This is a genomic window from Parabacteroides sp. FAFU027 (genome assembly GCF_022808675.1).
Taxonomy (GTDB): domain Bacteria; phylum Bacteroidota; class Bacteroidia; order Bacteroidales; family UBA7332; genus CAXXIC01.
Genome location: NZ_JAKZKV010000003.1, coordinates 57,085 through 81,610 on the forward strand (window position 1 = coordinate 57,085; position 24,526 = coordinate 81,610).

15 protein-coding genes are annotated in these 24,526 nt (G+C 43.8%); 3 read left to right on the forward strand and 12 right to left on the reverse strand.

The window, feature by feature from the left end:
- The first annotated feature begins 154 nt into the window (after positions 1-154).
- Entirely contained in the window at positions 155-1,285 is a 1,131-nt protein-coding gene (gene sucC, locus MLE17_RS05545) for an ADP-forming succinate--CoA ligase subunit beta (RefSeq protein ID WP_243347766.1), read from the forward strand.
- A 32-nt stretch (positions 1,286-1,317) separates the two neighbouring features.
- Positions 1,318-2,190, forward strand: coding sequence for a succinate--CoA ligase subunit alpha (gene sucD / locus MLE17_RS05550; protein ID WP_243347767.1), 873 nt, complete (start codon positions 1,318-1,320; stop codon positions 2,188-2,190).
- 119 nt (positions 2,191-2,309) lie between these two features.
- Here sucD and MLE17_RS05555 read toward each other — a convergent pair whose 3' ends face one another.
- The 12 genes from MLE17_RS05555 to MLE17_RS05610 form a co-directional block, all read right to left on the reverse strand.
- Entirely contained in the window at positions 2,310-4,451 is a 2,142-nt protein-coding gene (locus MLE17_RS05555) for a TIM-barrel domain-containing protein (RefSeq protein ID WP_243347768.1), read from the reverse strand.
- A 213-nt stretch (positions 4,452-4,664) separates the two neighbouring features.
- Positions 4,665-7,349 (reverse strand): MGH1-like glycoside hydrolase domain-containing protein, encoded by a 2,685-nt coding sequence (locus MLE17_RS05560; protein ID WP_243347769.1) that lies wholly within the window; start codon positions 7,347-7,349, stop codon positions 4,665-4,667.
- Positions 7,350-7,376: 27 nt separating this feature from the next.
- A complete protein-coding gene (locus tag MLE17_RS05565) occupies positions 7,377-9,896 on the reverse strand; it encodes a glycoside hydrolase family 31 protein (protein ID WP_243347770.1) in 2,520 nt (839 codons plus the stop codon).
- 11 nt (positions 9,897-9,907) lie between these two features.
- Entirely contained in the window at positions 9,908-11,680 is a 1,773-nt protein-coding gene (locus MLE17_RS05570; RefSeq protein WP_243347771.1) for a glycoside hydrolase family 66 protein, read from the reverse strand.
- A gap of 70 nt (positions 11,681-11,750) precedes the next feature.
- Positions 11,751-13,202, reverse strand: a complete 1,452-nt coding sequence (locus MLE17_RS05575; RefSeq protein WP_243347772.1) for a SusF/SusE family outer membrane protein — start codon at positions 13,200-13,202, stop codon at positions 11,751-11,753.
- 32 nt (positions 13,203-13,234) lie between these two features.
- Positions 13,235-14,734, reverse strand: a complete 1,500-nt coding sequence (locus MLE17_RS05580; RefSeq protein WP_243347773.1) for a RagB/SusD family nutrient uptake outer membrane protein — start codon at positions 14,732-14,734, stop codon at positions 13,235-13,237.
- 18 nt (positions 14,735-14,752) lie between these two features.
- A complete protein-coding gene (locus MLE17_RS05585) occupies positions 14,753-17,755 on the reverse strand; it encodes a SusC/RagA family TonB-linked outer membrane protein (RefSeq protein ID WP_243347774.1) in 3,003 nt (1,000 codons plus the stop codon).
- Positions 17,756-18,251: 496 nt separating this feature from the next.
- The gene (locus MLE17_RS05590) at positions 18,252-19,901 is read right to left on the reverse strand and encodes a DUF6377 domain-containing protein (protein ID WP_243347775.1); all 1,650 of its coding nucleotides are present in this window, start codon (positions 19,899-19,901) and stop codon (positions 18,252-18,254) included.
- 823 nt (positions 19,902-20,724) lie between these two features.
- Complete coding sequence (locus MLE17_RS05595; protein WP_243347776.1) at positions 20,725-21,999, reverse strand: hypothetical protein; 1,275 nt, start codon at positions 21,997-21,999, stop codon at positions 20,725-20,727.
- Positions 22,000-22,249: 250 nt separating this feature from the next.
- Positions 22,250-22,504: a DUF2007 domain-containing protein gene (locus tag MLE17_RS05600; protein ID WP_243347777.1), complete on the reverse strand. Its 255-nt coding sequence runs from the start codon at positions 22,502-22,504 to the stop codon at positions 22,250-22,252.
- On the reverse strand, positions 22,501-23,796 hold the full coding sequence (gene creD / locus MLE17_RS05605) for a cell envelope integrity protein CreD (protein ID WP_243347778.1): 1,296 nt from the start codon (positions 23,794-23,796) through the stop codon (positions 22,501-22,503). The genes MLE17_RS05600 and creD overlap by 4 nt, the downstream gene beginning before the upstream one ends.
- A 58-nt stretch (positions 23,797-23,854) precedes the next feature.
- A complete protein-coding gene (locus MLE17_RS05610; RefSeq protein WP_243347779.1) occupies positions 23,855-24,076 on the reverse strand; it encodes a hypothetical protein in 222 nt (73 codons plus the stop codon).
- A gap of 120 nt (positions 24,077-24,196) precedes the next feature.
- Between MLE17_RS05610 and MLE17_RS05615 the strand changes: the two genes are divergently transcribed.
- A complete protein-coding gene (locus MLE17_RS05615) occupies positions 24,197-24,412 on the forward strand; it encodes a DUF2892 domain-containing protein (protein WP_243347780.1) in 216 nt (71 codons plus the stop codon).
- Positions 24,413-24,526 lie beyond the last annotated feature (114 nt).

The following is a 24,526-nucleotide window of genomic DNA, read 5'->3' on the forward strand; positions in this document are numbered from 1 at the left end:
AATACGGGCACTGGCCTCTCACAGCATATCCGGAAACGAAAATTTGTTTTGTAAAACATATTCTGCCACAAAACAACCCCGTTATTTAAAACGTTTAAAAACAATGCGTGATAAAACCGTATAAACATTGCTCATTTATTTAACCTTATAGGATATGAAGATTCACGAGTATCAAGCCCGGGAAATTTTTGCCCGTTACGGAATCCCGGTCACTGACTGGGTGCTGTGCTACAATGAAGCGGAAGTAACAGCCGCCGTCGAGAAAATAGGACTCCCGGTTATGGTCAAGGCTCAGGTCTTGACAGGTGGGCGGGGTAAAGCAGGCGGGGTAAAATTTGCCACTTCTCTCGAAAAAGCACAGGATGCCGCCCGTAATATTCTCGGCATGAACATCAAAGACTACACTGTTGAAAAGGTCATTGTAGCCGATGGGGTAGAGATTAAATCCGAATTCTACGTCGGGCTTACCATTGACCGGATTTCCAAATCGGTATTGGTAATGGCCAGTAAAGAGGGTGGCATGGAAATCGAAGAGGTCGCTAAAACCAATCCGGAAGCCATTCTCAAATACCCCATCGACCCGGATTTAGGCATGACACCTTTCATGGCTCGGAAGATTGCTTTCGCCCTTTTTGATGATTTCGCGTTGGTCAAACAGGCCACACCCATTCTCCAAAAACTTTACCGGATATTTATAGAGACTGACGCAAATCTCGTGGAGGTAAATCCTCTGGTGATCACCGATAAAGACCAGCTATATGCCATTGACGGAAAAATGACCTTTGATGACAATGCGCTTTACCGCCAAAAAGATATTTATGCCCTCAACGAACCGACCGAAGACGAATTGAAAGAGATTCAGGCCAAGGAAAAAGGGCTCAGCTACATCCGCCTCGACGGTACAATCGGCTGTATGGTAAACGGGGCAGGACTGGCTATGGCAACCATGGATATGATTAAACTATTTGGTGGCTCTCCGGCCAACTTCCTTGACATTGGTGGCAGCTCCAATCCGCAAAAGGTAATCGAGGCTATGAACCTGCTGCTTTCGGATAAAAACGTGAAAGTGGTGATGATAAACATCTTCGGGGGAATCACCCGTTGCGATGATGTAGCCAAAGGCCTGCTGGTGGCATTGGAACAAATAAAGACCTCAATTCCTATAGTCGTCCGCTTGTCGGGAACCAATGCTAAAGAGGGTCTGGAAATTCTGAAAGATTCCAACCTGACCGTTGTGGAAACGATGAGTGACGCGGCAAAAAAAGCCATCAGCCTGATTAATTAATCCATTTACCTTACTTTTAAATATTCATTGATATGAGCATTCTTGTCAATAAAAATACCAAACTGATTGTACAGGGCATCACAGGCCGCGACGGCAGTTTCCACTCCTGGAAAATGAAAGAATACGGAACAAACATCGTCGGTGGTGTTACTCCGGGAAAAGGAGGTCAGACGATTCATGACATCCCCGTATTTGACACTGTAGAAGAAGCGGTCAAAGCCACCGGAGCCAATACCTCCATCATCTTTGTCCCTGCCCCATTGGCTGCCGATGCCATACTGGAAGCGGCAGAAGCCGGTATTGAGCTGGTTATCGCCATTTCGGAAGGTGTCCCTACGCTGGATATGGTAAAGGTAACTCCGTATCTTAAGAAAATGGGCGCCAAACTGATTGGCCCTAACTGCCCGGGATTGATTTCTCCGGACGAATCACTGGTCGGTATCCTGCCGGGGAATATTTTCCTGAAAGGTAAAATCGGGCTGATGAGTCGTAGCGGCACGCTCACTTACGAAATGGTAAACCAACTGACCACAAACGGACTGGGGCAAAGCACCTGTGTGGGTATTGGTGGCGACCCGGTAGCCGGGCTCTATTATCAGGAGTTGTTGCAAATGTTTGAAGACGACCCCGAAACCGAAGCGATCGTATTAATCGGTGAAATCGGTGGTGATGCGGAAGAACGGGCAGCACAATACATCAAAGAAAAAATCACCAAACCGGTAGTGGCCTTTATAGCCGGACAGACCGCTCCTCCGGGCAAACGGATGGGTCATGCCGGTGCCATCATCTCCAGCGGTACGGGTACAGCAGAAGAAAAAATAGCTGCTTTTGAAAGTGTTGGCGTTCCTGTGGCCCGCAAACCTTCGGAAATACCGGAACTGGTAAAGAAATTATTGGACCAATAAAACATTCAAGCCTGAATAGAAAAGCAGTTATATAATACAGCCCCGGCATCACGCAGGGGCTGTTTCATTTTCACACAAAACCATCAAAAACCATTTATCAAAGCTGAATTCCTTCAACTTTATTTCTTATTTCGCTTGGAGGTTACGACACGAATAACCGGCTTGGCATTCCAGTCCGAGGTATATTCTCCATTTGCAGTCAGCAATCTTACTTTGTAGTGATGACGAACCTGTTTCATATTTCCGGATTGGGGAGTTATGGTAACATTGACAACATTCCCCACCTGTTTAGCTGCAAACTGAGAAATCAGGTACTCCCCTTTTTGATAACCGAATCCATCACCGGCATCTTCATAAAGCACTCCTTTAGCTTGCCCGTTTTTATCCAATGCAACTACCAATGTCAATGAATCGGTTTTATATTGAGTAGTATTCTCAATGATTTTACCCAATGGTATAATCGCGCCACCTTTTACCTTCATATCTGCCTGGTAATTATCCGCCACTTCATTTTCCGGAATAAATGACCGCCAGATTCCTTTCGGCAATGCCGGCTGTGCAGCCCACTTCGGAACAATCAGCAATTGGCTGCCCACCATATAAGCACGATCTTCCTTTCGCAGTGTTGTATCTTTGGGGTCTGCAAAAAAGACCGGTTGCATCACCGGAATACCGGACACTGAAGCTTCGCGGAATTGAGTATAAAGGTAGGGTAACAACCGATAACGTCTTTGCAAAGCGGTACGGGAGACCTGCTCAACTTCAGGACCGAATGCCCACGGTTCTTTATTGTTGGCATCATTACTGGCATGTCCGCGCATAAATGGAAAATAGGCTCCCATAGCAATCCATTTCGCAAACAAATCGGGTGTGGTATTTCCGGTAAAACCGCCCATATCGGGACCGCTGAAAGGCTGACCGGACAGACCCAGATTGAGAGACAACGGTGTGGACTCTTTCATATATCCTTCAGTGGCTGAATTATCCCCCGTCCAGGTAGCACCGTAACGGTGACTACCCAAAAATCCGGAACGGGACAAGATAAACGGACGTTTATCCGGATTAGCTTTCAGGATCCCTTCGCGGGAAGCTTTTACCATCAAAGTGCCATACACGTTGTGATAACGCAAATGAGAACCGGCTGGAAGTTCCCCTCCCCCGCGATGATGATTGTCTTCCGGCATGGTACCATCAGGTCCGTCAAAAACGGACGGTTCGTTCATATCATTCCACACACCATCCACACCCTGAGCCATAAAATCTTTGTAAAGGTCACCCCACCACGCTCTTGTTTCCGGACGGGTAAAATCAGGAAAGGCACATTTGCCCGGCCATACTTTACCGTTATATTCCTTTCCATCTTTATTTTGCACCCAATGATTACCTTTGCTTCCCGAATCATAGACAAAATATCCTTTTTCAGCCTTTACGCCCGGGTCAATCATCCATACGGATTTGAAACCTTTTTGGTGCAGATAGTCATTGACCGCTTTGGGATTGGGTATCTTATTCTTGTCGAAAGTAAATATTTTGAAGCTGTCCATATAGTCAATATCCATCCAGATCACATCACAGGGCAGTTTTTTCAGGCGGAAGGTATCGGCGAGGCTCTTAATGCGGGTATCCGGCACATAGGAGTACCGACATTGCTGATATCCCAATGCCCAAAGTGGCGGCATCTCCATTTTTCCTACCAGACCGGCTAAGGCTTTGAGTACCTCCTGCGGAGAGTTTCGCTGAATGATAATCAACCTGAATGCCGGGCCATCGGAAATAAACCGGATACTGTCTGTCAGTTCAATCTGCTGCTTCCAGCTATTATCAGCAATCACTCCGAAAGCTGTACCGTCCGCATTTACCCCCATCACCCACGGATGGCTTTGATACAAACGTTTTCCGCCATCCTTTTTATATTCGTAGTTATCGGTATTCCAGAGAGTTACCTGTTTCCCGTTACGTAAGAGACTTCCGGTGTTTTCACCTGTCCCGTAAAGACTAGTACCTTTTGCAATGGGCAGCGTCGCAACCGATTTTCCATTTTTCAGGTAAAAGCGGGGCTTTAATTTCCAGTCCGCAGGAATGTTTCCTACAGACTGCGGCTCTTTCAATAAAGCTATGGAAGGATAATGGTTAGCCGGATTGTAGTTTTTGGGATAAAAGACGGAGATCTGATTACCAATCAATTTATCCGCATTTCCGGCAAATATGAATTGAAGAATACCGGCAAACAAAAAGGATAATAAAAAAATCTTCTTACGCATAAGTGTGTATTTAATCTGATTATTAAGGTTAAACTTATTCTTGAGGGCTTATCGGCCCTGCTTTATAATCGCAACACAAAGTAGGCACTATTCCTCCCTCAAAGGAAGATTTATTTGATGAAATTCAATTTCGGGAGGATAAACTTAATCGTGTGAATTACAGTCACACACGAACTTTGAATAATCAACCCTGAAATTGAATCTCATATAACATCACTTAATCAGCCAAACGAACATAGTATCCAACATCGCCTGGTTAACCTCCACATTCATATTTTCATTTTGAGACTCAAAACAGATTTCAATCTGATGTTTGCCTTTTGTCAAATCCACCTGCACAGAATTTGTGTATCCCCAGTTTGACCATTCATTGGTTCCCCGCTGAGGAAGTACGATGGTTCCGGCAAAACGTCCATCAATGTTCAATGTGCGGATGGCACACTTGTTTTCAGTATTGACCGGACCATTGCCGTTTGCATAGCGGAAGTTGATTGCATATACACCTGTCTTGTCTGCTTCAACAGGTATGGTAATGCTTCTATTGGCCTGTTTACTGATTTCGACATATCCTTCTCCCCGGTAGTTTTTGTAGCCCAAGTTAGCTTTTGGAACAAATAGTTCTGCTTCATAGGTCTTATTGGATTTACTGTTTGCGATCACTACCGGCTCTGAAGCAAAAGAAGCCACACTTCTTGCATCATTAGCTATAATCTGATACTCTGCATAAACCATTGGTGTTACCAGTATTGAGGTTTTCGCTGTATTCAGTACCTGTTTGCCGTTTTTCAAAACAGCATACGATCTGGCACCCGGGATTTTATTCCATGTCAATCGACCATTAGCATAACGAGCCACCGGAGTTTCTACTGTCGTATAGTTTGCGACCTTATGAATACCGGATTTTGAAAACTCATTATTTGCCAAAATAATTCGAATAGAATGTCTGCCTGTCAACGTATAAGGAAGAGCGGCAACCTTTAGTGCTTTTCCATCAAGTTCAAACTCTTTTACCTGATTACCAAAACCATCCATCTCTATATCAAGAATGGCATTACGGCACTTATAATTGGATAAAGATCGTTTACCCGACAAGGCTTTAGGGACAACCGGGTGAAATACCAGACTATCAGTTTTAAATTCGATGCCAAACAATATTCGATGAACAAGAGCAATACTTCCGGATAAACTCCAGAGCATATTACTGGAGTTGATTTGTGTCCCGGCAAAGTCTCCGGTCGATGCGACGAAATTCTCTTTATTGGTCAGAAACATTGCGGCGGGGCGATAAACCGCAGCCATCGTTTCGAGTACAGCCTCGTCGTTTCCTTCCGAAGCGGATGCCAGTCCCCAATATGTCTGGACAAATGGCCACACGGCATTATTATGATAAGGCGGAATACCCGGGATTTGTGGATATATACAAGGAATACCATAATCCATTACCGGTACACGTTCTATGATTGACTTGCGTTGTTGAGCATTGGCAATACCAAACCACACACAAAGAGCTTCACCCAATGCTTCTGCACGCGGCGACAAGATTTTGAAATTACGACCGTATAGGTATTGACCGTAATAACCTTTATCTTCCATCCAGAGATAAGAATTGATCCCTTTCTTAATTTTCAATGCAATCCCGGCATATCTGACTGATGCATCCACATCATTCATCAATTTAGCCATTTGAGAAAGAATGATATTAGCCTGATAATGGACAGCATTGGTTCCTAGATTTTCCGACTCATAGATATCGACAGGCTGCATCCAGCGGGGATAGGTCTGTTCACGCCAATCGAGAAACGATGATTCACCCCGAACCAATCCAGTTACAGGATCATAGACGTTTTTCAGGTCATCCTCTATCGTATTTTTTATAATAGAATATGCATGAGACAACCACTCTTTATCTCCGGTCACCTTGTACAGTTCCCAGGCTGCAACTGCCCAAATGATACGGTCTGTCGAAGCCGGATAAGCGCCACCAGTACCGGTATCCTGAATAATCCGCCCATTTTTCACTTTACGCAAAAGGCTGTATTTCGCTACTTTCGGTTGCAGATGTGCCATTGACAGAATGATGCTGTAACTGATATCACGCGTCCATACACCGGCCCACTCTTTTCCGGTACGGAAAGTGCTGTCAGGCTCCACGGCATTAACCATTTCATCCAAGGCCAGATTGTATAAGGCATCGGAGATAGTATAACCTGATTGATATTTGGGAAAAGCGGACAGATCCTTCTTCAGTGACCAGGTAGAAGCCATCTGCTTTTCATCACTTTTCTTATTCAGGATCAGGGTAGTCTCATAAATACCATCCCCATCCGGATCTTTTAGTTCCAGTTCTGTACGATTTCGAAGGTTATTGAAATCCCACATCAGTGGAGCTGCACTTCCGGCCACATATACCCCCTTAAAGTCTGACCGATCCAGTTTTTCTCCGTTGAACAGCGTGTAATATCCCTTTTCCCTGAAAGACTTCAATACGTCACGCATATCAAGACGGATAGTCCAGCGCGTGTTTACCGGAAGATTCTCCTCCTCTTTTACCGGAACGGTTTGTATGTACTGTTTTCCAAACTGCACTGTAGTTACACAGCTACCGTTAACGGGCTGAAGGGTTACCTTGTGGTCTTTTCCCGGAGTCATTTCATTATCCCGGGAATTAATACTGAATTTGAATGAAACAGTCGGGCTATACCTGTCAGCATCAGGACTGCGATAGTCAGAAGTCAGCTCTGTCGGAGATGTCGCAACTGATTTAAACTTCCCCTGCTCTACCCTATTTTCATAAATAGAGAATGCTTTTGACTGAAATACCGTCTTGTTATTCTGAGCTTGAGCTATTGTTGTGAAAATAATAGCTATTGCTGCAACATATAAGTTTTGAAGTCTCATTTGTTTCTATCTTTCGTTTTTATACTTCTATTTACGGATACTGATTTCAACTTTTTCTCCATTATCCTGCCATTTTATCCAGAATGTATTGGTATCTTTATCCCACGACGCTGATGCTGTAGCGGACAATTCAAACCAGCTTCTGCCCATTTTTTCAGGACTTACAAACTTCAGTTTTGTTCCATTCAATTCTACTTTTACCGGTATCTTCTCCAGACGAATCTTTACTCCGAAATTCCGGTTATGCTTTAGCTCAACGCAACGATTCTCATCCCGATTCTGTACAGTAACGACATAAGCATCCTTTTCCGTTTGACATTTCACATCGGTTCTGACACAAATATCTTTCTTATAATCGTTGGTTTCTCCATCGTCTTCATAAAGTGTAAAACCGGCTGAACGACCTTCTGCAGCCGGATAAATATCGAACCCAACCGGAGCGTTTTTCTTTTCCCCAATATATTGTTGCACCGGCATTTGTGGGATGATGGAGCCCCGTTTTACAAACATAGGAATCGTGCTCAATGTTACCGGGTAGGTAATCCACTGTTTTCCTCTATGAACCGTTTTTCCATCATTAAAGTCGATCCATTCGCCCTGTGGCAGATAAACCTGCTTTTCGGATGCTTCTTTTTCAACAACCGGTGCCACCAGAATCTCTTTTCCCAACAGGAACTGACCATCAAGTTTAAAGGTCTCCACATCGTCAGGGTATTCAAGCAACAGGGCTCGCATCAGCGGTAATCCGGTATCGTAGGCGTTGCGGGCATAGGTATAGATATAGGGATGCAGCTTGTATTTCAGGCTGATGGCTTCTCGGCAAAGACGCTCGGCATCTGCACCGAATGTCCAGGGTTCAGCAGCATAATCTCCTTCATGATGCGCACGGCTTAGCGGATTGAATACCCCAAACTGCATCCATCGGATATACAATTCCGCGAAAGCTTCACGGTCTTTGATATCGCCACAATAGCCTGAAATATCGGTAGTCCAGAAAGGAATCAATCCCATTCCTGCAGATTGTGCCAAAGAAACCTGAGCCGCCAGTTTATTCCAGCCATTCAGTACGTCATTGCCATCACCCGAATCGCCTGACCATGCAAAGGTGTAACGTTGCATGCCTGCGAAGCATGAGCGGGTCATCTGAAATACCCGTTTGTTGGGATTGCGTTTTTCAAACTGCTCCGTCACGGCTTTATCCCAGTTGAATCCATAAACGTTGTGGATTTCGTCGTGCATCCCGAGATAATGTTTCATATTGAGGCGGTCAGCGTCCTCTTCATTACTCCAGGCGGGTTCACCCATATCGGTCCAGAAACCACGAACACCGTCATTCAACACCTTCTGTTGATAACTTCCCCACCAGTCGGCCACTCCCGGTCTGGTAAAATCGACCACACCGCAGTTTCCGCCCCACGGCCAGGGCATATCGTAACTTTTTCCGGTGCGGATATCTTTGGCAAAATAGCCGAGCGAATCAGCTTCGCGCCACTGTTTTTTATTGTTTTGGGAAATCACCGGATCCTGAGAGACAATCATCTTGAAACCCTGTGCTGCCAAATCGGAAACCATTTGCTTCGGATTTTGATAATTCTCTTTTCTCCATTCGAAGTCCTGTAAGTTTTGGGTCCAGCCAATATCCTGATAAATAATATCGCAAGGGATTTGACGTTTACGAAACTCTCCCGCCACTTCTCGTGCCAGCTTCTCGTTAGTGTACATGCCCCGGCACTGGGAAAAACCAAATGCCCATTCGGGCGGCATGATTGGTTTTCCGGTCAGTTGGGTATAGCGTTCGATGATTTGTTTGTACGACGGACCAAAGATGAAATAGTAAGCCATCTCTCCACCGGGGGATTCGAAGGAATAATATTCGTTGGAGGAAGCTCCGAAGTTGAATACACTTTTATAGGTATTATCAAAGAAAATCCCGTATCCAAAGTTACTCATAAAGAAGGGAATGCTTTTGTACAACGGATCTTCATCGGTGGCGTAGCACGGCTTGTCACTATTCCACATTCGGAAGGTTTTACCCCGACGATCTAATCCTCCGCTTTTTTCACCCAACCCGAAGAAGTGCTCATTGGGGCGAAGCGTTTTGTAGCTGACTTGTCTCTGTGTCTCTTTCACAAAACCTTTGCCTTGAAAATCTTCAAGCAGCAACTTTTGATATTTGTCAAAGAAACGCACTTGAAAAGGATTCTTATTGATGCGAACAATCAGCTCGCTGGTAAAAATTTCATAGCTGCCCGGTTGTTCTGAAACGGACAAAGTTCCGGCATTATCAATGTTTTCATTGACCACGGCAAACGATTCATTGTTGCGTTGAAATTTGCCTTGTTCATACCACAGCTTTACAATTCCAGGGCTGCAAATTTTCAGCAGCACATTGACGTTATTCTCGCAGTGGAAAACGGCTTGAGAACCGGAAGCTTCATAGGAGAGGCATTTGCCAGATATGACTGGATCCGCCGTTATTTTTTGTGCTAAAAGAGAGCTAACCGACAAGAGTAGTCCTATCAGATAGCCGGTAATGTATTTTTTCATCGTAAGAGTTTTTAATATTCAACAACCACCATACTCCAGTACTTCAACTCGGGCAGGATGAAGCTCACTTTATTTCCGTTTTGAGCAAAGTTGACGGTTCGGGAAGCTCCGCCAATAATATCAGGAGAAGCTACCCATATCTTTTTCACAATGGCATCGCTGGTCAGTACCAATGTTGCATTCTTGACGAGTGTAGGAGATACCTGAACACCCGTATTATCCCGCCAATTCTGAGTCTTGGAATTGGTGAAATTAATCAGGTGGATAACCTGTTTATTATCAACCTTCTTGCCAAACACCGCCACTTTTCTGGCAGCAGCAGGCCAGGTCCCTATTGAGAGTTTATTATCTGTTGACGAAAGAGTTATGTTATTGAATGTACCGCCATCCCGCAGTAAATTCTGATATGCAGTCATAAAATCATAGTAGTTGATCATTGCGCTCTTCAGGTCATCTTTCATGGCCAGATTACTGTTGGGAAAATATTCTTTGCCCAACATGTGCTCACCCAGCTCAATATGTGCACCGCCAAAAGCGAAGATCACTGCATCTGTCATCAGGACAGACGGTGTATTGAAATAACCGGTATTGTTGGCCATATCATAGTTCATATAGGCTGCCAGAACCGTATTCTTGGTATTGCTGCTCAGCGTATTATTCTGCTTAATCAAATTGGCCAGATCATTGTAGGTGTCAAACGGAGACCACACTTCTGTATAAAGAAAATCGGTTGGCGCTTCTGCGATGCCCTGCTGTCCGTATTGACCCACTGCGTTCATCACGATATCCTTTTGAGGTTCGTCTGCTTTGATTGCATTGATAAACGGCTTAAAGGTCTGGGACAGATTCAATGATGTACCATCATATTTATATCGAGTACCGCGATCGCCCAATTGATCCATATGGTATCCGTCAAAATCAAGATACTGATACACAATCCGGTTTTGAGCCGCTATGTACTGTTGCCATCCGGTATTGGATGGATCCAACAAATAAATATTACTCAGGAACGGTGAAGATAGCGGGTGAAAGTCCCGGTTGGTATGGGTATTGTCATTATAGACGTACCACTCCTTCTGAACTCCATCGGCTTCGGCATTGTCCCATGCACCATAGACCAGATTGTAGAACATCGCCTTCATGTTGCGGCTGTGTGCTCCTGCGATGTATTTCTGGATGGTACTGAGATAGATATCCCGGTTGATAATATCCTTCCAACTGACTGCCGGTGCGGAATTCACTATCGGCAGCGGCATGTGATGTTTGTTCTGCCAGTCGTAGAATTGCAGTCCGTTGATGTGATACCTGTTCAAATTACCGAGCACGCTGTTTACAGCATCATCACTTAAAACGGGGAACCTGGACAGGAATCCATAGCGCGGAAATTTTTTCCAACTGGAAGATACATCTACACCAATGGTAGAATAGATCGTCTCCGTACCATTGGAAGTGGAATATACCTCAGCAATATAGCCTTTATAATCGGTAGTCGGAGTTTTCCATTTCCACGTAGAAGTGCTTACAGCCATGTCCTCAACTACTGTATTCTGGTATTTGTATCTGACCTTTGCAGTAACGGGCAAAGAGGTATTTGTCGTAAAAGTTACCTCATCTCCGGGATTATAGATGGCTTTATCCGTTGAAATCGAATAATTATAAAAGGTCGGAGTCGCCGGATTTGTGGGAACCTCAGTAGGCGTGTTGGATACCTCATCTTTTTCTCCGCAGGAAGCTAATATCATGATCATTGCAGAAATCAGAATAGGAAGTTTTACTTTCTTCATGATTTGTTTTTGGGGTTTGGTGAAGGGTTGCTTCATCACTCGAAGCAACCCTGAGAAACAAACTAATTACCTATTGCTTGATAATACTTATAGAAAGCGTTTCTACATTAGCCTTAATCACATAATCACCGGCAGTTGTAATGTTCCATTTATCGTCGCCTGACGAACCGCCTTTATGTAAATACATATGAGTATCGTCAGTGCGCATATACATATCCTGCCCCCAACTGGAATCACGATTTACAGGGAATTTGAATTCGCCCGAAACCATCGGGCCGGTGTAGGTAAAGATACAGCCATCCGTAGCATCTTCCGTCATTTCGACAGCGTTACTGATGTCCCAACCGATCGGAGTAGCGCTACCGACCATGTAGAGTTTCAACCGATTAATGGAAATAGTATTATCCAACAGATTCAATTTGATAGTGTAATATCCTTTCTTGGCTATTGTCCACTTTTTGTCGTCAGAAGCGCCGCCTTTGTGCAGATACATGTGCGTATCATCGGTACGCATAAACATATCCTGTCCCCAATCGGCATTGCGGTTTACCGGAAACTTGAATTCTCCTGCCTGCAATACGCCGCTGTAGGTAAACTCAAACAGATTGTCCGGATTTTGCACCAATTGAGTCGCTTTTGAAATATCCCATCCGTTAGGTGCAGCACTACCCACCATATAGATTGCACTGTATGCAGGCAAATCCAATTTTACTACAGATATGGTCATGTCCAGCAAACTTACAGTCACTTTGTAAACAGCAGCCTCGGTTATACTAAATTTATCATCAGCCTGACTATCAAGCGTACGGTAAACAATATGACCGTCATCTGCTCCCTTGTTGTAAGAAGGAAGGAATTGGCCCAATGAGGTGATGAATTTGTAATCCCCTACACTTAATGCTCCCTGATAAACAAAGACAGTCGGATCAGAAGCCGAAGGAGTCATTACAGATACTTTATCTGCACTCCAGCCGTTGGGAGCTGCGCTGCCAAGCAGATACAACGTTTTGCTAACCGGTTGGTACGGAGTTACCGTTAATTCAACGATATTGGAAGTCTCGGACGTTGTCGGAGTCGTGTAAATAGTAGATATGACGCGGGCTTCCAGCTGAATCTCACTTCCCGGAACGGCATTCCAATGTTTCAGTAATGAATCATTCAATGCAGCTACAGTAAAGGCTTTGGCATAGATTCCTTTTCCCATATCCAGCTTAATGGGAGTGGCAAAATTATTACCCTTCTTATCCACCTGCAACTGGTAAGAGATAGAAGCTCCGGTTCCGTTATTTGTTCCGGTGGACCAATCAAACTCGACAGCAGCCTGTGCATCCTGTTTTTGATTCAATACAATGCTGCTTTTGGTGGCAGTCATGGACAGAGGCCCGGCTGATGCAATTTTAAACTCATCGGTCATATTGCATGAGGTCAATGCCCCGGCCAACAAAGCCACTGACAAGGCAGCTTTCGACATGATTCGTCCGGCATTTTGCGTGAAAATGCGCTTTATAATTTGTTTCTTCATTTGATTACGATTGAAATGGCATTAAACAATGATTAATAACCGGTGTTTTGAGTCAGGTTGGGGTTCGCATCACGTTCTTTCTGCGGAACAGGCATCAACAGGAATTTCGAACTCATGTTTGATTTTCCAATAGAATGAAGGAAGTCAATGCCGTATTGTCCGTTTTGTACGCGGATAAGGTCAAACCAACGCTGCCCTTCAAATGCCAGTTCCATACGACGTTCATGCAAAATTTTATTGCGCAGATCATTTTGGCTTAATCCCACTACATCAGCCAGACCGGCTCTCGCACGCACTTTATTCAACGTTGCATTTGCATCGGTAGAAGCCAACTGCGCATCAGTAGTTCTTCCCAGTTCATTCAATGCTTCGGCCTTCATCAGCAATACATCGGCATAACGCAATACAGGGAAGTTCAACGGGCTATTGTCATAGGCACCTCCGGTAACTGTTTTTGTTACCACAAACTTGCGCAGATTATACCCCGTCAGGGAATAGGCTTTTTTATAATCCTGACCATCGAATTTCGGACAACCTTCATAGAATACGGTAACATCTTTGCGTTTATCTCCGGTTTCGTAGGAGTCCACAAACTCTTGTGTCGGCTGATTCCATCCCCAACCGCCATCCACCATATTCGAACCACGAGGTCCGGTAAAGGTGCTTAACCAGGAAGCCTGATTTTCGTTACTCCAGAAATCAAAAGTAGTTTTGCCTGAATGCTGTACTTCAAAAAGCGATTCCTGAGAGTTTTCAGTAGCAGGATTAAAATTATCGCCATAATTAGCATTCAAACTGTATCCCAAAGTCTTGACCTGATCACAGAGATCGACCGTTTGCTGCCAGTTTCCCAGAGTCAGATACACTTTAGCCAGTGTGCCAACAGCGGCGCCCTTCGTTGCACGCCCCAAATCAGCCGTTGAATACTCTTCCTTCGTTGGCAACAATTCGATAGCTTTATTCAAGTCCGAAATAATCTGTGTATATACATCCGCTTTCGGCGCTCTGGAAGGACGTAAATCATCACCCGGAGTCACCGGAGTTAGTACCAACGGTACATCTCCAAAAAAGCGAACCAGAATAAAGTAATAGTGGGCCCGCAGGAAATAGGCTTCACCCAATACTCTGTTTTTCACGTTTTCGCTGATACTCATACCCGGAACCTTCTGCAAAATAATGTTGGTACGCAGGATTCCCGGCCAGGGACCACGCCACAAGTCCAGCACACCCTGATTATCGGTTGAAGTGATGAAGTTTGCTTCATCCTGAGTCTCGATACCATCCGTACCACCTCCTGCACCCACAATACTGTTTCCGGCCATGATGTCGGTCGTCCACATACGCATGTTGTATAGTTTAGGCCATTGCAAAGGCTGATAAGCACCATTGATCGCAGCAATCGCATCCGCCTCTGTTTGAAAGAAATTAGAGGTGTTGATCGAATCTTCGGGCACTTTAGTAAGAAAGTCACTGCTACACGCTGAAAGTAATGCAGCGAAAAGTGCAACTGAAATATATTTTTTGAAGTTCATATTGTTTTCTTTTAGAGATTAAAAGCCAAGATTTACGCCCATGCTAAATGTGCGGGTAACAGGGTAAACATTGTTGTCTATTCCACTGGTTCCCACTTCGGGATCAAATCCTTTGTAGTTGGTGAATGTAACAAGGTTCTGAGCCGACAGATAGATTCTGGCCGAAGAGATAAAGGCTTTAGCCATTAAGTTCTTGGGCAAATTGTATCCCAGTGTCACATTCTTGATTCTCAGGTATGATCCGTCTTCGATAAAACGATCGGAAGGACGGGTGTTTTTGTTCGGATCATTGAATATAGCTCTCGGCATAGAATTACTGGTTCCCTCTCCGGTCCAGCGGTTCAATGTCTCTACAGTTTGATTTTGAGCAACCGCCATCGCCTCACTCCAGAAACGGTTGGCGTTACAAATCCTATTTCCGGCCACTCCCTGTAAGAAAATGCTCAGGTCAAATCCTTTGTATGAGAAACTGTTGTTCAATGCAAAGATGACAGTCGGATTAGGATTACCGAGATACGTACGGTCTTTATCATTGATCACGCCATCGTTGTTGAGATCCTTGAAGCGGATATCACCGGGAGCAGTACCACCCACCACCTGTGTAGCGTGATTATCTACCTCAGCCTGATTCTGGAAAATGCCGTCGGTCTTAAAGCCATAGAACATGTTAATCGGTTGACCGGCCTTTATCAGAGCGAGGTTTTGATTCAAACCAATACTTCCGCTCGACATCGGTACGGTATCGTTGATGCTTTTCACTTTATTCTGGTTGAATGAAATATTGAAGTTTGTATTCCATTTCAAAGCCCCGGTCAGGTTTTTGGTATTTACCGTAATTTCAACACCGCGGTTTTCCATTTTACCGGCATTAATCGAAGGCACATAGACGTCTGAGTAACCTGTAGAAACAGGAACTGACATCGGCACCAACATCTTGTCGGTCTGTTTCAGGTAAGCATCTACAGTCAAATCTACCCGTTGATTAAACATCGATGCATCGAAACCGATATTGGCTTGTTTCTGGCCTTCCCACTGAATGTTGGGATTCGGCATAACCGTAGGAACTACGGCCGAAACTGCTGTATTATTGAAGTTATATTTTACGATATTCAGTTGCGAAGCAAATGAATAGTTTCCAATGCTTTGGTTACCGGTGATACCGTAACCGGCACGGATCTTAAGGTCATTAACAAAGGTGACACTTTTGAAAAAATCCTCCTGAGAAACACGCCATGCCAATGAAGCTGAAGGGAAAGTTCCGTATCGGTTATTTTCACCAAAACGGGATGATCCGTCCCGGCGCAGTGTTCCTGTGATCAGGTATTTGTCTGCATAAGCATATGTAGCTCTACCCATCAGTGAAAACAGGGAATTACCATTTGTACTTCCGCCTAAGGTAGGTGTCAAAAGACCATTGCTCAACTGTTGGGTATTATCACTCACGAAGCCTTGTATCGAACCGTTCATATAATCGTAACGGTTATCCTGGGCACTGGTACCGGCCATTACTGATACGCGGTGCTTCTCAATCAATTTTTCATAGGTCATGTAGTTATCCCACACCCAGTTGATATTTTTATTGTATTGTTCTCCCAGGTAAGAATTGGCCTGAATCTTAGAACCCCAGCTGTATTTAGGAGACCAGGTACGTGAATCCCAGAAGTTGGCTTTCACCCCCAAAGTAGATTTGAATTTCAGGCCTTTCAAAATTTCCAGTTCACCAAACACCGACCCCATCAGGTTATAACCTTTGGTTACATTCTGTACCGTTTTGGCTGCTCCGATCGGGTTGAGAATATCACCATCATACATAGGTATAGATCCTGGTCCGGTATAATTACCACTTTCGTCGGTAATTGCCTGAGTAGGCAATGCCAACATCGCATCACGGATACTGTATGATCCGCTCGGTTTAATGTCATGGTTCAACGTCAGGCTATTTCCAAATTTCAACCGGGATGAGATTTTTGTATCCGTGTTGATCTGAAGCGTATAGCGTTTAAAGCCCGTATTAATCACAATACCATCCTGATCCAGGTAGTTACCCGAAACATATACGTTCGTATTTTCACTGCCTCCTGAATAAGACATCGAGTAATTTTGCATGGCTGCCGTACGGAACATGGCCCCCAGCCAGTCGGTACCTTTGCCCAGACTGGATGGATCGGCAAAAGCCGGATTAGTAGTGATACCCGCATTTCCCAAAATATCATTTTCCAGCGTTGCAAACTGCGATGCATTGAGCATCTTCACCATATGGGTTGCATTCTGGATGCCATAAGAGTAATTGAAATTCACTTGCCCCTTTCCGCTTTTACCGCGTTTAGTGGTAACGATGACAACTCCATTAGCCCCTTGCGAACCATAAATAGCGGTCGCCGAAGCATCTTTCAACACTTGTAACGACTCTACATCATCCATATTCAGCTCATTCAGCCCTCCTGACACAGGAAGTCCGTCAATGACGATCAGCGGGTTATTATCATTGATAGTACCTGTACCACGAATGCGGAAAGTCGCATCACTACCCGGAGTTCCGGATGAAATGACCTGTACACCTGCCGCACGTCCCTGCATGGCATCACTTACGCTGGGCACAGGCAATGATTTCAGGTCTTCGGTCTTCACAACAGAAACAGAACCGGTCAAATCTTTCTTGCGCTGGCTACCGTAACCAACAACGACTACCTCATCGATCTTTTTAGATTCTTCTGCCAGGACTATTCGAAGCGGAGCTGTTCCTTTTACGTCAACCTCCTGTTTAATAAACCCGACATAAGAGACCTGTAACACCGGATTACTTACCGCTCCTACTGACAGGGTAAACTTCCCATCTACATTAGTGATTGTTCCTGTTGTGGTCCCTTTGACCAGAATACTGACTCCAATCAGCGCTTCGCCTTTGCCATCGATCACTTTTCCGGAAATAGTTTTTGCTGTCTGTGCAAAAGCTCCGGTCGAAATTAACAGCATACACCATAGCATTACTATACTGCATAGCCCTTTCTTTTGATATACCATTGTTTTAGAATTTAAAGTTGACACGTTTATTTTGGGGATTAGTTAGATTTAGATTTACTCATTCGTTGATGATTTGATTTGGGAAACCATTTCCCAAAGTTGATTTCCCTTGTGTGAAGTTTGTTTCACATTAAGTGATGTACTCTTTTTTCATAGTTTGTAATTTAAAGGTTTGTAATTAGTAGTAGAAGGAGAATAAGCTTCACGGTTGTTTTTAATTATCCTTGTCTGAGACAATTGATTTGACCGTTGTGTTTCTTCAACACAAAATTATAATCGGATAATGCGGATAAATTTCTTTGGAAACAAAATGTAGTAAATACAAGACCTTCAAAACACCACAAACCTTGTTATCAGACTCTTATACAACAATCAAGAAGAGGACATTGTAGTAGAATTGCAATAAAAAAAGCCCTTGAGAATGAAATCCCAGGGGCCATTTTGAGGAAAAGATAAAATATAAAGGAAAAATATGACTGGTATTTGAATATGAGCTCTATGACTTCTCACCTGTTCCGATCTTCATCACCTGATTTTCGAATTCATCGCGTGGACCGGCTGCTTTATTTCTGATTTTAGTCCGGTAATTATAAATGGTAGAAAGTGAATAACGCAAAAAGTGTGAGATTTTCACACTGTCAGTAATACCTAGTCGGATCAATGCAAAAATGCGAAGTTCAGTCGTCAGATGCTCCCCCGGTTTTGGAGTTATCTTTTCCCCTTCTGCTAATAGACTATTAAATTCTTCAATGAAATTTGGGAAAAGATGCAGGAAGGTACTGTCAAAGTTAGAATAAAACTCGGCCAACTCATCTTCGATGAATTGCTTTGACTTTATAGCCTTCATCAAATCTTCCATTCTACCAGCCGTAGCCGTTTTGTTTAACTGGCGACGGTATTCGTCCAGTTTATCAATATAGACCGAGCACTGATCCATATAGCGACCTATATATTCTTCCTTGATCAGGCTGGCCTCCGAAAGCGTGATATTGGTATTTTTGAGTTGTTCATTGGTTTCTTTCAATTCCTGATTCAATGCACTCAACCGGTCATTCGCCGCACTTATCTCTTTTCGGGCCTTTGCCAGATTCTGCATATGCCGGTAAAGCGAGACAATAGCGATAATCAAAAACAGAGACAAGACGCTGATGCTGATCAGGAAAATAACCAACTGGCGCTGTCGGGCCTGATTCTCCCGAGCATAAGCATTATCGATAATGGGCATCATCTGCGATATTTCGTAGGTTCTCAATCTTGCTTTGCAAAAGAGAGCATCATCCAGCGAACGTTTCATGTACTTGTAGGCCCGATCTATATCACCATCTTCGTACAGAAGATATGCGAGGCTACGCAGTGAGATATATTCTTTATTGGCTGACTGTAAATCTGAAATAGCGGAAATTGTCAACCATTTCTTCTCCTGTTCCCGCTCCTTTTTCCCATGATAAGCCTGCGAAATACTATAGGCAATGATGGCACGGTCATGATTCTCTACAGGTATAGTGGGAAAATATTCAAGTAACAATTTCAATGCGGCATCGTAATTTCGGTTTACGATTAGCCGATCTGAGTTCACCATGATGTGCGTACTTGATCTTGGAGGGTTTGAGACAAGCAGAGAATCGCGATACCGGGCGGTTAACATATCATAGCGCACTTTTTCCTGATTGGAAACTGCATAATCTGACATAGACCCATAGATGGTCCGATAGATATGATAATAATAAGCTTTCAGGTCCGGTGAAGACTTTATATCAACCATCCCCAAAATATCGATTGCCTCCTTATACATTCCGACAGTACCCATAATGGCTGCCAGATTCAGGCGCGCATCTGTAATATTCCGCTTGTTATTTAATTTCTCCGCTATTTGCAGCTTCTTTCGGGCATATATTAGAGCTGAGTCAGAAGTATAGGGACTGTATTCGTTATAAAGCTGACCGCAAATACTGTAACGCTGTTCATCGCTCGGTGCAATCTTCAATAACTCTTTGAGCCGACTGAGTTTATCTTCTTTTCGTTGTCCATAAATCTGATAATTGTCAATCGTTTTATCCAGTGCATATAATAAGGAGTCTATCTCGTTCCGGGCAAAAGTGAGAAGGGGTATAATAACCAATAACAGAGTTAAGGCTTTTCGTTTCATGGTTCGGTTGTTTTTCAAAACAAATATAAGAAATTCTGCTGACAAGAGCCTGTCTAAATTTTATTGCGGTACTTTGCGTATAGTCTAACTTTCATCTATTTCCAACCAAGCGAAAGGGTTTCGCCTTGTCAAACACAAGAGTGTTGCCATATAAGAGATTGGAGTATATAAAAAGAATAACACCGTAAGAACTGAGATTTCCGTACGCAACAAAAAAACATAATTTTATACACTTTCAAAGAAACACCAAATCAAGCCGCTTTAGGCCGCTTTACAGTGCGAGACTTTTGTGTGCGCATCCGCTCTTTTCGCTCGTAGAGAAAGGGACGGTAGCTAAATATGAAATGTTTTCACACAGCCTCTCATAGAGCCGTGGGGGAAATGGAGAGTAGAAAGATTACCTGACAGCGACAGATGCTAACACGCTGAGATCGTGAGGGAATCATCGCAGTACGGTGGATTAAAAGGACTGGTGTTTGCACCCTGCTATCCTGTCAGCATCGGAGACCTGACAGCGATAAGGAAAAAGCTACACCCCCCTGAATATTAGAAATCATGGTATATGTTATCACTCGCCGATAAACATAAAAAAAGGAGAAACAACCGGATGCTATCCCACCATTTCTCCTTGATCAATTTATCTGCGCTACCGTACTAAGAAGCTGTATTAATGCCACTTGTCCCCAACCTCCCCAAATCCGATAACTATCAGATGGGGAGAAGTGGTGCAAACAACACTGGATCTCTTTAAAAAAGTCTCTAAAAGTGCTGAAATCCGCGTTCTTGCTGCGGCAAAGCCCCCATTTTGAGAAAATGTTTCAGATCAAAACTTATACTGCATCCTCAATGTGAGCACATCGTCTTTGACGTCTTGATTATAGCCTGTCAGATTATGGGTAGTTTCATTGATAACCCGTTCGTAGTAAGCCATCAGCTTCACGTGGTCGTTCATGCGGAAAAGATAACCCAATCCCCACGTAGCATAGGCAACATCCGCCGCTCCACTGAAAGCGGATGTTCCAATCTCATCGCCACACAATCGGGTATTCGGGTCATACCAGTCATATTTAAGGGTAAGGGTATGTTTGGTATTCAGGATGTCCTGCACCAGATGAATGTAACCACCTGCAAAAGGGCGCTGATAAGTATCGCCCGTCACCACGTTGCAAATGCCGGGAGAGAGGGATTTTGCAGAAGTACCGGATTGCACACCAAAAACATACTCACTTCGTAATATAAGTTTACCCAACAACCAGGTACGACTGACCTGCCCTTCCAATCCATAATAAATCCGATTAGCAAAACGGGAGGTATCAGTAGCGAGTACAAACTGCTTACCGGTCATCGAGTAATAGCCTTTATGATTAATCACTTTACCGAGGTAAAGTGAAGAGCCCAGACTATAATTCAGTTTATGTGCAGATGCGGCATAGGTGAGGTGAGCAATTAAGTCCTTGTGATTATCGGCATCCTTGTCCAATCCATTTCCGGTCAGGAATCCTGTTTCCAGCTTCAGTCCCGATAATTTACTCTTAACCGTCGGTTGGAAAGTAATCACCACACCGAGATCTTTATCATCCGGGAAAAGAGTCTTAATGATGCGGCTTTTCTCGATCGACTCCAGATTGAAAGTGGCAAAAGGCACTTCTATACCGAAAGGGTCGCTAAACAGACCGCCTTTCAACGAAAACATCTTCAGCCACGGCTCCCGCACATGAATAAAACCATCCACCAGCAATACTCCCTTTTCCGTCAGGTCACATTGCAGGAATCCCATGCAACCCTTGTCTTCATAGGAAGTGATGATGCGGCCGCGACGGACACCGATCCGATTATAGGTAGATTCGTTCAATTCGCTGTTAGGCAACTCCCCTACCCGCTGAACACCCGCCTGCGGCGATGTACTCCACTGTACGTGGATAAATCCGCCAACATAGAGCTTTTTGTTTTCCTCCAGTCTTTTTTCCAAAGCGGAAATCCGATGAAGAAGCGAATCAGAAGAAATCACAGGATTATCCTGCGCAAATGAATTTTGAAAAGAAATAATTACAATCAGCGAAAAGAGAAATCGGAAAGAATTACGGGTAATAAATGTCATAATGGGAAACAATCTTCGGTCTTACTTTAGGGATACAAAGTAAGACAATCCCATTTTCACAAAGGGTTAGAAAATATCGGAACAGCGTGGCTTATTATCAAAAACGGGAAGTAGATGGAGCTGAAAACAAGACTATACTTTTATATATCACAGAGAGACACGGAGAAAAACACGGAGAGCCACAGAGATAGAATAGTCGCCCTCTATGGCTCTCTGTGAAAAAACTCTGTGCTCTCTGTGATATAAAAAATCAGTCTTCGTTCTGCAAATTTTCCTGAAAAGCATCGGCGATTTTACAGGCTTCCACTTCATCTTCACTGGAAACGGTAACCTTTACAGCTCCCACACCTCCGGGAGCCACGTGCCAGGGTGTTAGAGTCCCCCGTATTTCATCCACCAGATAGACTGCTATACCGGCATCTTCCAGCATACTTTTCAATAACCCGGCCTCCCAGGCTGTCCCGGCGAATACCTCAACCGGATGAATATCATCTTGTTTCATCATATAATCTTTATATCGTACCAGTTAATCTTTTTCGAATAATACATCACTATTGCCAAAATAACAAAGAGCCCGATGCTACCCATCAACAGGGCGTAATCTTCAAGTTGCAGCACGGTGAAGATAAATCCGTACAGGATAATCAGTACACCCATAATCAAAAGGGAAATCTGCTTCATACCAGATATGCTACGGCTGTACAAAGTAATCAAACCAATGGTGGCAACTCCCGAAATACAGTAGGACACATTAAAACTCAAATGTTCGGATATTGACAATAATAAGGTATAGAAAATACAAAGAGCCAATCCAATCAACAGATATTGGAACGGATGAACATTCACCCCGTTGAGCAATTCGACAAAGAAGAGCAATAAAAAGGTCAGGGTGATTAACACAAACGAATACTTGACGGCACGTTCCGCCTTCTGGTAATAGTCAATCGGGATAAGCAGACTTACACCAAAGGCGGAGTCATTTATCTTATAGGAATCGTTTGTCCAGCTTTGCGGATAGTTGCGATTGAGGTGCAGGACTTTCCAGTAAGCTGAAAAACCTTTGGCATTCACCTGGCGACTGTCGGGCAGAAAAGCGCCGTCAAAACTCGGAGTCTTCCATTTCGAAGAAATCTTTACCTGAGTTATCTTCCCGACCGGTACAAACTTCAACGACTGTGAACCTTTCAATTCTATATTGAGATTAAACCGGCTACCATTTCGCAAACTGTCGGCAGACAATCGGACATGCGTGCTGATACCCGATGCAAGAACATCATTTGTACCAACGCCTGAATTGAATCCCTGCATCTGTTTATTCCACCGCAGGGTAATCTGCTCCTCAATTCCCCGCAGGTCAGAAATCCCAAGCGCCAGAAAAGCATCATTGAGCAAAATATTTTCCATCGGAGTCTTTAGCTGTTCCAGATTGATGGAATTAAAAATCCCACTTATTCCAAGTCTGGAATTGTACACAACTACCTGATAAATTCCGCGGTAACGCATCTCGGGAGATAGCGTACCATTTACATATAATGAATCAGGGAGATAGTGGGCGAAGCGAATAATTTTGCGGGTGACTTTGGACTTATCCGTGATCACCTCATAATAAGGGATAGAGAGAATGGGGCCGGCAATCGTCTGTTCATTGCCCCACTTGGAGGAGACTTCACTGATTGCCTCCTGTTGTGTCTGTACCCGCTCTTTAATCAGGTTTTGAATCAATGCGACGGGAATCAAAAAGATCAGAATCATAAAAATCATGACAATGATCTTCAAATAGGTTTTCTTTCCTTCCATGGTATTCTTTTAAAAGTTAATCAATGAACTAAGAACGGAACGAAACAGAGAAATGTTTTTATCTATAAATAAAATGGAAGGAATTTCCTGAAAAAAAAGAAGAGAAGGTATCGAAATCAGTTCGTTTACCATCTCTTCGGTTGTAAGCTTTCTTTGACTTGTGGATTCGGGTAACAGCTTTAAACCCGGTTGAATTCTGGAGTTCCATCTCCCTGTTAGCGCGTTTCATCGCTTTGACGTAGTCGGCCATTGTGACACGTCCGTTCTGTTTCTTCTTCATTGATTAACGGATTAAATATTTCCGCTGCAAAGATAATGCTATTTTGACAGATAAGAATTTAAGAACCAAAGTAATCAGTCAAATGTTTCTAGTTTAAAGTTTAACCAAATCATCCGAGTCATGAAAAAGAATATGGGACTGACAGACCGCGTAATCCGACTGATTGCCGCTGTCGTAATCGTTGTTTTGCAGCAAGCTGCAATCATAGAAGGAACATTAGCTATGGTATTACTGGTCATTGCAGCTGTGTTTGTTTTAACCAGTGTAATCAGTTGGTGTCCGCTGTATGTACCTTTCAAAATCTCTACCTGCAAGAAGTCTGAGAATAAGTCATAACCGGACATTTTATTTTTACTGAAAGCCGGTAAACAATCAAATCATATCAAAATCCGGAAAGCGTTGGGGAATTTCTCCGGCGCTTTTTCTTTATGCTAATCCAGGTATTGAATT